Source organism: Streptomyces sp. NPDC059169 (assembly GCF_042755225.1).
In the GTDB taxonomy this organism is placed as follows: domain Bacteria; phylum Actinomycetota; class Actinomycetes; order Streptomycetales; family Streptomycetaceae; genus Streptomyces.
The window spans coordinates 234065-246863 of sequence record NZ_JBHZCF010000008.1; the positions used below are offsets into that span (position 1 = coordinate 234065).

The following is a 12799-nucleotide window of genomic DNA, read 5'->3' on the forward strand; positions in this document are numbered from 1 at the left end:
CGGTTCCGTCAGCCCCGGTGTGCGGGGCCGGGTGGTGGGATTATGCGCCGGGATGTGCCAGTTCCACCATGTTCTTGAACTGGTGGAGGTCCGCACGGACGGTCCGCTCGATCGCGGAGGACTGGGCGAATCCCTTGGGACCTCCGAAGGCATCGTGCGCCTCGCCGGGGTCGTACTCCATGCGCAGCTGCATCCTCGTGTGCTGCGCGTCGATGGGGAGGAGCGACACGGAGCCGCTCAGGTGCGGCGCCGCCCTGGTCCTCCAGGTCATGGTCTCGTGGGGACGGAGGTCCTCGGTGTCGGCGTCGATCACCCTGACCGTGCCGCCGCCGGGCTCCAGGTCCACGTGCACGCCGGAGGCGCCTTCGCGGCGTGCCTGCCGTACGCCTGCGACGAACCGCGGGTAGTCCTCGACCTGGTGCAGGTGGTCCCAGACCAGGTCACCGGGTGCTGTGATGTCGATCTGTTCCTCGAGAGTGGGCATGACGGTCTCCCTGTCTCTCACTCCAGGGTGCGTTCCGGGACGGTGGACCGCAATGGATCCCGCCCGGTTCCCGGTCCGTTCCGTCCGTCGCGCGTGATCCGCTCGGAGGACGCCGCGCCCGGCCGTCCCGACGTTGCGGGCCGTCGCGCCGTGCGGCACGCGCCGGCGAGTACTCCCGCAGGGCCGGCCGGCGGCGTGGTAGTGGTACGGGTGCCGCGACGGACGTTTCGACGTGCGGGGACGGCGCCGCGTCGCGCATATGGGACAACTGCCCGACAGTTCGATCGACTTGAAGAGACTTCCACGACCGTTTCGGGACCTGGGTGCGCACTGCACGCAACGGGCTCCCTCCGGGTCGGAAACCACCGGGAGGACGACGACGATGCCGATCCAGGCTCTCCGTGTGATGGCCATGATGGTCGCGGCCGGAGCCACGGGGGGTGCTCCCGCTCCGGCGCTCGCGCACGGCGCACACGACGCACCCCGCACACACGTCGCCCACGAGGACCACGCTCCAGGGCGCGGAGCCACCACACCGACCGGTGCCGGTGCCAGCCCCGTCACCGGCCCCGCGACCGGCGACGCGGTGGCCCTGACTGCCGAGCTCTCCGTCGCCCACGAGGTGGCGGTCCGGGGCGGGCCCGCCGTGGGCGACCCGGACGCCACGGCCGTCGCGGTGGTCACCGTGCAGGGTGGCCGGATCACGTTCGCGCTCCGGTGGAAGGGCTTCGTACCGACCTCCGGCCACATCCATGAGGGCTCCCCCGGCAGGAACGGCGCCGTGCAGGTACCGCTGTTCGACAGCGCGATGCCGGACGGCGTCCACACGGCCGGGGGACGGGCCGCGGTCACGGACGCGGAACTCGCCGAACGCCTCCGCACCCGTCCGACGGACTTCTCCGTCGACCTGCACAGCGCGGAATTCCCCGGAGGAGCGGTGCACGGCCGGCTGGAGCCCGTCACGCCCCTCGACGCGCACCGCACCGCACCGCTCTCGACCGTCCAGGCGCCTGCGCTCCGGGCGATCTCCAACGGCGTCCAGGAGGTCCCGAAGAACGACCGTTCGAAGGTCGGCGACCCGGACGGGCGGGCTGTCACGTTGCTGCGCCCCGAGGACACCGCAGTGGACTACTCGCTGGCCTGGACCAACATCCAGAGCCCGTCGAAGGGTCATGTCCACAAGGGCGCGTTCGGTACGAACGGCGAGGTGGTCATCGACCTCTTCAACCGTCCGGTACCGGACGGGATCCTCGCCGTCAGCGGCCGTCTGGAGGGTCTCGACGCGGAAGCCGTCCGGCAGCTGCGCAACCACCCGACCCAGTACTACTCCAACATCCACACCGCGGAGTTCCCCGACGGGGCGGTGCGCGGCCAACTGTTCGGCTGAGGCCGGGACGCACGGCGTCCCGGCGCAGCAGGTGCGCGCGGGCGCGGTTGCGCTGCCGGCGGCCCGGAGCACGCCTCGCACAGGCGCCAGAAGGCGTCCCGAAGGCCCGGGAACCGGCGCGGCCACCGCGGCTGGTTAGGCTCGACGCGGTCGAAGACCCATACGACGGAAGACACGCACCAGGAGGGCGGCACCATGGCCAGGATTCCGGCAGCGGCGGTCGCGGCGGGCGGCCTCATCGGGGGATACGGGATCGCCCGGTGGACGGGGAGGCGGCCGCTCGGCGGCGTGGCACTGGCTGCGGCGGGCGCCGCAGCGGCACGGCAGTGGCGGCGGGAGGCGGGTGGCCGGGTGGCGGCCGGGCTGGGCGCCGCCTACGTGGCGGCGTTCGCCGGGTCGCACCCGCTGGCCAAGAAGGTGGGGGCGTGGCCCGCCGTGTTCACCGTGGCGGGCGGCGTCGCGCTCGCGTCGTGGGCGGCCACCCGGAGAAAGAACTGACGCGCCGTGAACGGGGGCGGGGCACCGTACGTACATGAGGGCAACTCCCCCATGGTGGCTGGGCGCGTAGCCGGACGACAGGGTCCGGGCTACGCGCCCAGCACCCCTCTCCGGGCACGGGCCGGCCGGGCCGCGTCCTCCGCGGCCCCGACCACACCCCTCCGCCGGACGCGGACGCGGCACGACGGGACAGCGCGGACGGCGGGCTGTGCGGACGTACCGTCCCCGCGTGGACGGCGGCACGAGCTCTGCGCCCTGCGGGCTCACCCGCCGAGCGCGTGCGCCACGGTGTAGATCAACAGGCCGGCCAGGGCACCCACGACCGTGCCGTTTATGCGGATGAACTGGAGGTCACGGCCGATGTGGGCCTCGATCTTGCGGGACGTGTGTTCGGCGTCCCAGCCGGCGACCGTGTCGCTGATCAGCGACGTGATTTCCGCGCGGTAGTTGGTGACGACGTACACCGCGGCGTCCTCGACCCAGCCCTCCAGCTTCCGCTGCAGCCTGCCGTCCGTCGCCAGGCGGGCGCCGAAGGCCATCAGGGACGCACGGGCGCGTAGCCGCAGCTCGCTCCGCTCGTCCTCGGCAGCGGAGAGGATCATGGCGCGCACGGAGGACCATGCGGAGGCGATGATGTCCTGCACCTCGGGGCGGGACAGGACGTCCGACTTCATCCGCTCCACCCGCGCCCGGGTGTCCGTGTCGGCCTGGAGGTCGGACGCGAAGTCGGCCAGGAAGCGGTCGATCGCGGCCCGCGCGGGGTGCCCGGGGGCGTCCCGCGTCTCGGTGACGAAGCGGAGCAGCTCCTTGTAGACCCGCTCGCCGACCTTCCGGTCGACGAAACGCGGGGTCCAACCCGGCGCACCGCCCTGGACCGCGACCATGACGGAGTCGCCGTGCAACACGAGCCAGTCGTGGGCGCGGGCGCAGATCAGGTCCACGGCACGGTGGTGCGCGCCGTCCGCGACGATCTTGTCCAGGGTCTTGCCGAGCCCCGGGGCGATCTCGGCCGCCTCGGCCCGGCGCGTGATGGCCTCGCCGACGACCGCTTGGACGTCGGAGTCCCGCAGGATGGTGAGCGCGCCGCGCAGGGCGGTGGACAGCTCCGCGGTGACGCGGTCGGCGTGCGCGGGCTCGGCGAGCCACGCACCGACCCGGCCGCCGAGGGCGAGACCCTGGAGCCGCGCCCGCACCACGTCGCCCGAGAGGAAGTTCTCACCGACGAAGGAGCCGAGCGACGCACCGAGCTGGTCCTTCTTGGTGGGGATGATCGCGGTGTGCGGGATGGGAATGCCCAAGGGGTGCCGGAACAGCGCCGTGACCGCGAACCAGTCGGCGAGGGCACCGACCATGCCGGCCTCGGCGGCCGCAGCGACATACCCGGGCCAGCCGTCGATGCCGGAGTTCTTCGCCCAGGTGGCCAGGGTGAAGATCAGCGCGACGAGCAGCAGCAGACCGGTGGCGGTGGCCTTCATCCGGCGTACGCCACGACGCTTCTCCTCGTCGGCGGCCGTGTACGCGAACGAGGCGAGGGAGGTGGGCCGTGGCGGTGGAGGCGGTGCCGCCGGTCCACCGGACCCGCCCGAAGGGGCCGTACCGTTGCCGTCCGGGCGGGCGGCACCGGCTCGCCCCGGTCCGCTCCCGTGCGTGCCGGATGTGCCCGGCGGCAGGCCGGGGGCCCCCGCGGTACCTGGATTCGCGTGCTCAGTCCGTTTCATCCGCTCCACCCGTCCGCGTACGCAGCGTCCCGTACCCACGGCCGTACGCCTTTTCCCTACCCGAGGTACTCCTGGGGCGCACGTCGAGTTCCCGTAGGTATGTACCCAGACATACCGGGTGACGTGCCCGCGGAGCGGAGCCCGGGCGGACGGGGCCGCGGACGCACACGTGCGGCCGCGGAGTCAGGACACGCACCACCCCACAAGGCGACGCACATTCGTTCGACTCAGCCGCTCGGACGCTCCGGCCGTTCACCCGGTCGGGCGGTTCGTCCCCTCCGTGCCGGACCCCGGCGCGCGCCGCGGCGGGGCCAACCGCGCCGATCGCGGGCCGGCGGCGTACGCGAACGCGCGACCACGGAGCGCCCGGGTCACGGCCGCACACCCACCGGCCCACTCGAGCACCGGCCTACTCGAGCTCGGTGCGGCCTTCCCTCTTCTCCAGGCGGTCCCGGCGGCGGGCCTCCCTCAGCCGCTGCTTGTCGGCCTTGCGGAGCTTGCGCGTCACGTCGACGCCGCCCATCAGCGCCAACCCGGTGATCCGCACGCGCGGCGAACCGGGTGTGACGTCGGAGTCGGACCCGGACTCGGCGAACCCGCCCATGAATCCGAACCCCGTGACGTCGACGTGCAGCTCCGGTGGGACGACGACCTGGATGCCGCCCATGACGGCGAAGCAGCGGATCACGATCTCGCGGCCCTCGAAGTTCGCCTCCCGCAGATCGATCTCGCCCCCGGCCTGCAGGACCCCGGCGGTGAAGGTGCGGCCCACCGTCCAGTTCCCCCTGCGGACGAACCCGCTCCAGAACGCGAACGCCCCCTTGGACGTGGCCGGGTGGCCCACCCGCCGGGACCAGTCCACCGCGCCCGTCGACGCGGAGGCAACGGAACCGTCCACCGCCGAACCGTCCCCCGGCGCGGGCAGGTCCCGCACGAGCGGTTCCAACTCGCCGTGGGTGCGCGCCTTGTACGCCGCGTCCAGCCGCTCTTCGAACTCCTCCATGTCGAGCCGTCCCTCGGCGACGGCGTCGCGCAGCCGTTCGGCGATGCGCTCCCGCTCGGCGTCCGAGGCCCGCATCTCAGGAAGATCACTCGTCATGCGTTCAGCCTAGTCAATCCGAGCCCCCGACTCTCCCCCGGCGCACCCGACAACCCACCCCGCGTGCCGCTCACCACCCCGTTCGCCCGCGTACGTCCGGGCGACCACGACTCGATGCCCGACTCCCGTACCGACAGCTCCACCAGCGGATACTCTGCCGCGATCGCAGCCACGACGGGTGCGGCCGAAACCGATGCGGGGAACGCAGCCACCGCCGCAGGCTCGCCCCGGCGACGGCCACGCAGAGCCGCACCGCTCCCCCTCGCCGCGCAGACGCCGCACGCGCCGAAGCGCCCGACCCAGCCCGAGGACTCGGCCCGCCGCGACCGTATTCCCAGCCGGGGTCCGGGGGTTAACAGGGCGAGAAGTGCAGTATGGGCACACCAAACCAATCGCCCGAAATGACACCGTTGAACCGGAGGGTGTCGACCTCCGGCCGGGGCCGAGGAGTCTGACGCGGACATGAGCGACCACCCACAGCAGCAGCGCTGGGAACTGCGGGACCCGACGGTGGTCGGACCCACACCCGGCCCGCCGGGCGGCACGGGCGGGTGGGACGGCACCGACGGATGGGGGGACGGCGCGCCCAAGGTCCGCGCCCGACGCCGCGGCCTACGCCGCGCCGTCCCCACCTGGCGGATGCTGCTCTGGACGTTCCTGCTGGGCGCGTTGCTCCTGATCGGCGGCTTCGTCACCGGATACACGCTGGTCACCATCCCTCCCGCCAACTCCGCGGCCACCGCCCAGTCCAACGTCTACCTCTACAAGGACGGCACGCAGATCGTCCGCGACGGCGAGGTCAACCGGGAGAACGTGCCGCTCTCCCAGATTCCCCGGACCGTCCAGCACGCGGTGCTCGCCGCCGAGGACCGCGACTTCTACTCCGAGAGCGCCGTCGACCCCAAGGCCATGATCCGCGCCGCCTGGAACACCGTCACCGGCAAGGGGAGACAGTCCGGCTCCACGATCACCCAGCAGTACGTCAAGAACTACTACCTCGGGCAGGAACAGACCATCACCCGCAAGGTGAAGGAGTTCTTCATCGCCATCAAGCTCGACCGGGAGGAGAGCAAGGCCGACATCCTGGAGGGTTACCTCAACACCAGCTACTTCGGGCGCAACGCCTACGGCATCCAGGCGGCCGCGCACGCGTACTACGGCAAGGACGTCAGCGCGGTCGACACCGCCGAAGGCGCCTACCTGGCCTCCCTGCTCAACGCACCGAGCATGTACGACGTCGCCAGCCACCCCGAGAACCGCCCCAAGGCTCTCGCCCGTTGGAACTACACCCTCGACGGCATGGTCGACGAGACCTGGCTGCCCTCCGCGGAGCGCGCCGTCATGACGTTCCCCACGCCCCAGACAGCGCGGCCCTCGACGGGCCTGTCCGGCCAGCGTGGCTACATCGTCCAGGCCGTCGAGGACTGGCTCACCGGCAACGACGTCATCGACGAGAACACCCTGGCCCGCGGCGGCTACCGGATCACCACCACCCTGGAGAAGAAGAAGCAGGACGCCTTCATCGCCGCCGTCGACAAGCACGTGACGTCCCGGCGCGATGACAAACGGCCCGCCGATCGCAACCTCCGCGTCGGCGGCGCATCCGTGGACCCGTCCAACGGCAAGGTCGTCGCCCTCTACGGGGGCATCGACTACACCAAGCAGTACGTCAACAACGCCACCCGCCGCGACTACCAGGTCGGCTCCACGTTCAAACCCTTCGTCCTCACCTCGGCCGTGGAGAACGACTCCCTCACCCAGGACGGCCGTCCCATCACTCCCTACACGGTGTACGACGGCACCAACCGGCGTGAGGTCCTGGGCCGTTACGGACCGAGCGGCTACGCCCCCGAGAACGAGGACGGGTACTCGTACGGCCCCGTCACCGTCCGCAGGGCCACCGACCAGTCCGTCAACGCGGCCTACGCGCAGATGGCCGAGGACGTCGGGCCCACCCGGGTGAAGGAGACCGCCGTCGCCCTCGGCGTCCCCGAGACCACGCCCGACCTGTCCGCCACCCCCTCCATCGCCCTCGGCACGGCGACCGCGAGCGTCCTCGACATGGCCCAGGCGTACGCGACGCTCGCCAATCACGGCAAGCGCGGCAGCTACACGCTCGTCGAATCGATCAGCAAGGACGGCGAGGAACTCGAACTGCCCGTCCCCACGACGCGGCAGGCCGTCAGCCGGGAAGCGGCGGACACCACCACGTCCGTCCTGATGAGCGTGGTCGAACGCGGTACGGGCAGGCGGGCGCTGTCCGCCGGGCGGCCGGCCGCGGGCAAGACCGGCACCGCCGAGGAGGACAAGGCCGCGTGGTTCGCGGGCTACACCCCCGACCTGGCGACCGTCGTCGCCGTCATGGGGCAGGATCCCGACACCGGCGAGCACGAATCCCTCTACGGAGCGCTCGGACTGCCGCGGGTCAACGGCGGAGGAGCACCCGCTGCGATCTGGGGCGAGTACACGGCCACCGCCCTGGAGGGCACCCGGATCAAGTCCTTCGACCTCCGACCGGTGGACGGCGCGGACTGGGACCTCCTCCCTCCAGCCGGTCCGGGCGAGCACGTCGACGGCAGGCAGACCGCCCCCGCCCTACCCGGGCGGCCCGACCCCGGCCGGGCCGACGGCGGAACCCGGATCCCCCCGAACTGGGCCGTGACCGCCGGCAGCGGTACGGCGGACGGCGGACGGACCGCAGGGGACCCGCAGACCGGCGGCACAGGCGGAGCGGGCCCCGGGGGCGGAGGGACGACCACCGGCACGCCCCAGGGTGGCGACACGACGAACGGTGGTACGGACACCGGGGGCCAGGGAACGGAAGGCGCCCGACAGCAGGCTTCCGTCGGCACGGGCGGGGCGGGTCACCCGGCGCCGTACGACTGGCACCTGCCGACGGACGGCTGAGCCGAGCGGCCCCTCCCGGCCGGCCGCCACCGACGGCCACGGTCCCGGCGTCGGGCCCCGGGCGCCGGACCGCGGCGGACGGGGGCAGGGCGGGAGACGGGGGCAGGGCCGCCCCGCCCGGGGCCGGTGGCCGGGCTACCCGTGGCCCGAGGTCGCCTTCAGTCCCACCACCGCGACCAGCAACAGCACCACGAAGAAGATGCGGGCGGCGCTCACGGGCTCACCCAGCACCAGCATCCCGACCAGTGCGGCGCCCGCCGCCCCGATGCCGACCCACACGCCGTACGCCGTCCCGATCGGCAGCGTCCTCGCGGCGTACGACAGCAGCACCATGCTCGTGGCGATCCCGGCCCCGGTGAGGAGGCTCGGCCACAACCGGGTGAACCCGTCGGTGAACTTCATGCCGATCGACCAGCCGACCTCCAACAGACCGGCGACGACGAGCAGGAACCAGGCCATGACGGCACCTTTCGAAACGCGGACTTCGTTCGGGGTGCGTCGTCTTTGCGATGCCCGGTACGGCGCGTCTCGTCGGGGTGCCACCAACGTAGCAAACGGCGCGGGAAGGGCCTGAGGATCACCAGGCCCTTCCCACGCCGCCGGGACCGCGGAGGTGCGGCCCGATCAGAGGTACAGCCCGGTCGAGTCCTCGGCGCCTTCGAACCGGTCGGCGGCGACGGCGTGGAGGTCCCGCTCCCGCATCAGGACGTACGCGACCCCCCGCACCTCCACCTCGGCCCGGTCCTCCGGGTCGTACAGCACCCGGTCACCCGGCTCGACCGTACGGACGTTCTGGCCCACGGCGACCACGTCGGCCCAGGCCAGTCGCCTGCCGACCGCCGCGGTCGCCGGAATCAGGATGCCGCCGCCCGACCGCCGCTCGCCCTCGGGCGCGTCCGACCGGACCAGTACCCGGTCGTGCAGCATCTTGATCGGCAGCTTGTCGTGGGTGTTCTCGCTCACGGGACCGAACCTACCTGCAGGGAGCCGGTCCGTCGGCCGCAGGGGTCACACCGGTCATGCTTTCCGCTTCCTGGCGGACAGCGCGAGCAACCCCACGAGGCCGGCCACGACCAGTGCCGCGGGCACCAGCCGCTCCACCCGGGGAGCACCGTCCGGGTGCACGAAGCGGGCGCGCACGTCCGTCACCAGACGGTTCGCCGCGACGAACGCCCGCCCGGCGGTCTCGTCCACGGTCGCGGCCACCCTGGCCTTCGCGTCCCCGATGATCGTCTTCGGGTGCACGCGCACCCCGATCTCATCGAGCGTCTCGGCGAGCCGCTCACGCCGGCGGATGATGTCCGCCTCGATCTGCGCAGGGGTCCTGGCGTCCGACACCGCGCCGCCTCCGTCGTCGTATCCGGTGGGTTCTCCCTGGACAGTCTGTCAGCTCCGCGCGCACCGCACTCCACGGCACCCCTATTACGCTCGGTTCGGCACGCCCCATCCCTGAGGAGAACCGAGAATGAGCGAGCGACTCCAGCCCGGCGACACCGCCCCCGACTTCACCCTGCCCGACGCGGACGGCAACGAGGTCTCGCTCGCCGACCGCAAGGGCCGCAAGGTCATCGTCTACTTCTACCCGGCGGCCCTGACCCCCGGCTGCACCAAGCAGGCCTGCGACTTCACCGACAACCTCGAGCTGCTGGCCGGGGCGGGCTACGACGTGATCGGCGTGTCGCCCGACAAGCCCGAGAAGCTCGCGAAGTTCCGCGACAAGGAGAACCTGAGGGTCACGCTGGTCGGCGACCCCTCGAAGGAGGTCCTCGAGGCGTACGGAGCCTTCGGCGAGAAGAAGCTCTACGGCAAGACGGTGACGGGCGTGATCCGCTCGACGGTGGTCGTCGACGAGGAGGGCAAGGTCGAACGCGCCCTCTACAACGTGAAGGCCACCGGCCACGTTGCCAAGATCATCAAGGATCTGGGCATCTGAGCCCGGCACCCCCGGCCCCCGGGACGGCCCGCACCGCTTCGTTCCGCGACCGCTGCGGGCCGTTCCGCCGCTCGGGGTGACCCGCCGGCATCCGGTTCGTTACTCCGTACGGGAACACGCACGTGCGATCGAAGCGGAGGGGGCTTTCGATGTCGGTCCGATACACACGGGAACTACTCGTGGAGGCAGCACAGAAGACATCCGACTGGGACGACGCGGTTGAGTGGTGCGGCGGTAAGCCCACGCCGGGGAGCAGACACTACCTCCGTCAGAAGATGGCCGAGGCAGGAATAGACACCTCCCACTTCACCACTGCTCGCGGGCGGCACACCGAGGCACGCATCCGTGCGGTCGTGGCTTCCTCGTCGAGCATTCGAGCTGTCGTCCGCGCATTGGGCCTCAGTCCGGTCGGCGGCAACCACGCCCACATCAGCCGCCGGATCGCGAAGCTCGGCATTGACACATCCCACTTCTCGTCGCAGCCCCGGCGGCGCAGTGGTGCCGGTGGAGACGTGCTTTCGCTCCGCTCGCCCGAGAACGGCAGGGTTCCGGGGGAACGCCTCCGGCGGGCGATGCTGCGTAGCGGGGTTCAGGAACGCTGCACGATGTGCGGGACCGGACCGGTGTGGAACAGCAAGCCGCTGCGGCTCGAGGTCGACCACATCAACGGCGGCTGGTGGGACAACCGACTCCAGAACCTGCGACTCCTGTGCCCCAACTGCCATGCCGTCACCGACACCTACCGCGGTCGCGGGCGAAAGGTCGCGACGTGAACCGCCCCACGTACTCCCGTGATCTGGTGGTGAGAACGGCAGCGGTCTCGACGGGCATGGTGGATATGATGCGCCGCCTCGGTGCGCCCCTCGACACCGGAACTCGGAGCTATCTTCGCCGCCGACTCAAACACTACGGAGTGGACACCTCACACTTCTCCGAGGAGAAATTGCCTGCGCGCCCCCGCCGAAGCTATCCGCGCGAACTACTCGAAGAAGCAGCCGCTCAATCGCGCAGCATCCGCGAGGTGTTGGAGCACATGGGTCGGGAACCAGGAGACAGCTCATACGGGCACGTCAGAAGACAGCTCGAGAAGTTTGACATCGACACGTCGCACTTCACGATCAGTCGCCGGAAGGGCCCCCGGACCCTTTCACGCGAACCGCTTGCCTCTGTGGTCGAGCGGTCGAAGAGCCTGGCAGAAGTACTGCGGGCGCTGGACATGCGCAACGGCGGCGGTGCTCGTGCCCTGGTGAAGCGTAGCCTTGAGACCCACGCCATCTCCACGGCACACTTCACCGGCCAGGGTCATCGCCGTGGCACCGTACCCTCGAACCGGAAGACATCCTCAGAAATCCTGCGGCCTCGGCCCCCCGGATCCGCCCGCGCGAGGACAGTGTTGCTGCGTCGGGCCCTGGACGAACTCGAAGTGCCCCTCCGATGCCTGGAATGTGGCATCGGCGACACCTGGCAGGGCCGGCGACTCATCCTCGAGATCGACCACATCAACGGCGACCGGCTCGATAACCGCATCGAGAATCTGCGATACCTGTGCCCTTCCTGCCACAGCCAGACGGGCACCTATGCGAACCGTCGGAGCACGGCACAGTAGAGTGGGCGCTGCGGGTCCGTACCCCAGCTGGCCAAGAGGGCGCCGGTTTAGGTCCGGTGTGTCGTGGGTTCGAGTCCCACCGGGCCCACGAAACGGGCGCAGCACCTATGAGGATGCTGCGCCCTTCAGGTTCGCTGCCGGCTTCAGCCCAGTAGCTCGCGGACGGCCGGGACCAGCGCCCGGAACGCCTTCCCCCGGTGGCTGATCGCGTTCTTCTCCTCCGCGGAGAGCTGCGCGCACGTCACGTCGTGGCCCTCCGGCTGGAGGATGGGGTCGTAGCCGAAGCCGTTCGTGCCGACGGGGGCGTGGCGCAGGACGCCCCGCATCCGGCCCTCCACCAGGCGCTCCGTGCCGTCCGGGAGGGCGAGCGCGGCGGCGCAGGCGAAGTGGGCGCCGCGGTGTTCGTCGGCGATGTCGGACAGCTGGGCGAGCAGCAGCGTGAGGTTGGCCTTGTCGTCGCCGTGGCGGCCGGACCAGCGGGCCGAGAAGATGCCAGGGGCGCCGCCGAGGACGTCGACGCAGAGGCCCGAGTCGTCCGCGACGGCGGGCAGGCCGGTTGCCTTGGCGAGGGCGTGGGCCTTGAGGAGGGCGTTCTCGGCGAAGGTGACGCCGGTCTCCTTGACGTCGGGGATGTCGGGGTAGGCATGGGCGCCGACGAGGTCGTGGGTGAGCCCTGCGGCGGCGAGGATCGCGTGGAGTTCGGTGATCTTCCCGGCGTTGCGGGTGGCGAGGATCAGGCGGGTCATGTCCCCCAGTATCTCCGGGGGTATTCCGCCGCCGCGGGCGTCAGGGGGTGCAGACCTTGCCGACCTCGCCCGCGGCGTCGGTGACCGGCGTGATGTCCGGGGTGTGGTCGCCTTTCTCTACGGCGGTGCGTACGTTCTCGACCCCCTTGGAGAGGTGGTCGACGGCCTTGGAGAGGTCCGCGTTGTCGGTGGTGCTCTTGAGGTTGCCGAGTTCCGTGTCGATGTCGTTGAGGGCTTCGGTGAGCTGGGTGGGGTCGTCGGACGCGTTGGAGACGGCTTGCGAGAGCTTGTCGACGCTGGTCGCGATGGCGTCCGCGGTCTTGACGCAGTCGAGGGCCTTGTCGACGGCGCCGCAGCCGACGGCACCGGCGAGTACGACGGCGGTGACGACGGTGAGTGCGATGCGACGGCTGCGCATGAA

General features: G+C 71.2%; 14 protein-coding genes, 1 tRNA gene and 1 riboswitch. Of the genes, 7 read left to right on the top strand and 8 right to left on the bottom strand.

What is annotated here, in order from left to right:
• Positions 1–40 precede the first annotated feature (40 nt).
• Positions 41–484, bottom strand: a complete 444-nt coding sequence (locus ACFXOM_RS17460; RefSeq protein WP_384931263.1) for an SRPBCC family protein — start codon at positions 482–484, stop codon at positions 41–43.
• 382 nt (positions 485–866) lie between these two features.
• Here ACFXOM_RS17460 and ACFXOM_RS17465 point away from each other — a divergent pair, with 382 nt between their 5' ends.
• Together ACFXOM_RS17465 and ACFXOM_RS17470 are read left to right on the top strand one after the other, a co-directional pair.
• On the top strand, positions 867–1871 hold the full coding sequence (locus tag ACFXOM_RS17465; protein WP_384944962.1) for a CHRD domain-containing protein: 1005 nt from the start codon (positions 867–869) through the stop codon (positions 1869–1871).
• Positions 1872–2066: 195 nt separating this feature from the next.
• A complete protein-coding gene (locus ACFXOM_RS17470) occupies positions 2067–2369 on the top strand; it encodes a hypothetical protein (RefSeq protein ID WP_384931258.1) in 303 nt (100 codons plus the stop codon).
• A 263-nt stretch (positions 2370–2632) separates the two neighbouring features.
• Here ACFXOM_RS17470 and ACFXOM_RS17475 read toward each other — a convergent pair whose 3' ends face one another.
• Both ACFXOM_RS17475 and ACFXOM_RS17480 read right to left on the bottom strand, forming a co-directional pair.
• Positions 2633–4087, bottom strand: coding sequence for a DUF445 domain-containing protein (locus ACFXOM_RS17475; protein WP_385038380.1), 1455 nt, complete (start codon positions 4085–4087; stop codon positions 2633–2635).
• A 409-nt stretch (positions 4088–4496) separates the two neighbouring features.
• Positions 4497–5186: a DUF1707 domain-containing protein gene (locus ACFXOM_RS17480; RefSeq protein ID WP_384931252.1), complete on the bottom strand. Its 690-nt coding sequence runs from the start codon at positions 5184–5186 to the stop codon at positions 4497–4499.
• Between the two features lie 462 nt (positions 5187–5648).
• Between ACFXOM_RS17480 and ACFXOM_RS17485 the strand changes: the two genes are divergently transcribed.
• Complete coding sequence (locus ACFXOM_RS17485; protein WP_385038383.1) at positions 5649–8093, top strand: transglycosylase domain-containing protein; 2445 nt, start codon at positions 5649–5651, stop codon at positions 8091–8093.
• A 135-nt stretch (positions 8094–8228) separates the two neighbouring features.
• On the opposite strand, the gene ACFXOM_RS17490 is transcribed toward ACFXOM_RS17485, so the two are convergent.
• From ACFXOM_RS17490 to ACFXOM_RS17500, 3 genes are all read right to left on the bottom strand, one after another.
• Positions 8229–8552, bottom strand: coding sequence for a DMT family transporter (locus tag ACFXOM_RS17490; RefSeq protein WP_384931247.1), 324 nt, complete (start codon positions 8550–8552; stop codon positions 8229–8231).
• A gap of 33 nt (positions 8553–8585) precedes the next feature.
• A riboswitch (guanidine-III (ykkC-III) riboswitch) is annotated at positions 8586–8650 on the bottom strand.
• Positions 8651–8717: 67 nt separating this feature from the next.
• Entirely contained in the window at positions 8718–9056 is a 339-nt protein-coding gene (locus tag ACFXOM_RS17495) for a GroES family chaperonin (protein ID WP_384931244.1), read from the bottom strand.
• A gap of 54 nt (positions 9057–9110) precedes the next feature.
• Entirely contained in the window at positions 9111–9431 is a 321-nt protein-coding gene (locus ACFXOM_RS17500) for a DUF3618 domain-containing protein (RefSeq protein ID WP_384931241.1), read from the bottom strand.
• Positions 9432–9558: 127 nt separating this feature from the next.
• On the opposite strand from ACFXOM_RS17500, the gene bcp reads away from it, so the two are divergent.
• The 4 genes from bcp to ACFXOM_RS17520 all read left to right on the top strand — a co-directional run bounded on the left by bcp (position 9559) and on the right by ACFXOM_RS17520 (position 11720).
• The gene (bcp, locus tag ACFXOM_RS17505; RefSeq protein WP_384931238.1) at positions 9559–10026 is read left to right on the top strand and encodes a thioredoxin-dependent thiol peroxidase; all 468 of its coding nucleotides are present in this window, start codon (positions 9559–9561) and stop codon (positions 10024–10026) included.
• Between the two features lie 149 nt (positions 10027–10175).
• The gene (locus ACFXOM_RS17510) at positions 10176–10799 is read left to right on the top strand and encodes an HNH endonuclease signature motif containing protein (RefSeq protein ID WP_385038386.1); all 624 of its coding nucleotides are present in this window, start codon (positions 10176–10178) and stop codon (positions 10797–10799) included.
• A complete protein-coding gene (locus ACFXOM_RS17515; protein WP_385038389.1) occupies positions 10796–11632 on the top strand; it encodes an HNH endonuclease signature motif containing protein in 837 nt (278 codons plus the stop codon). The genes ACFXOM_RS17510 and ACFXOM_RS17515 overlap by 4 nt, the downstream gene beginning before the upstream one ends.
• Before the next feature lie 12 nt (positions 11633–11644).
• Positions 11645–11720: transfer RNA gene (locus ACFXOM_RS17520), tRNA-Leu, on the top strand.
• A 55-nt stretch (positions 11721–11775) separates the two neighbouring features.
• On the opposite strand, the gene rdgB is transcribed toward ACFXOM_RS17520, so the two are convergent.
• Together rdgB and ACFXOM_RS17530 are read right to left on the bottom strand one after the other, a co-directional pair.
• Positions 11776–12378 carry an RdgB/HAM1 family non-canonical purine NTP pyrophosphatase gene (gene rdgB, locus ACFXOM_RS17525; protein ID WP_384931233.1) on the bottom strand — a complete coding sequence of 201 codons (603 nt, stop codon included), beginning with the start codon at positions 12376–12378 and terminating at the stop codon, positions 11776–11778.
• 40 nt (positions 12379–12418) lie between these two features.
• Positions 12419–12796: a hypothetical protein gene (locus ACFXOM_RS17530; protein WP_384931231.1), complete on the bottom strand. Its 378-nt coding sequence runs from the start codon at positions 12794–12796 to the stop codon at positions 12419–12421.
• Positions 12797–12799 lie beyond the last annotated feature (3 nt).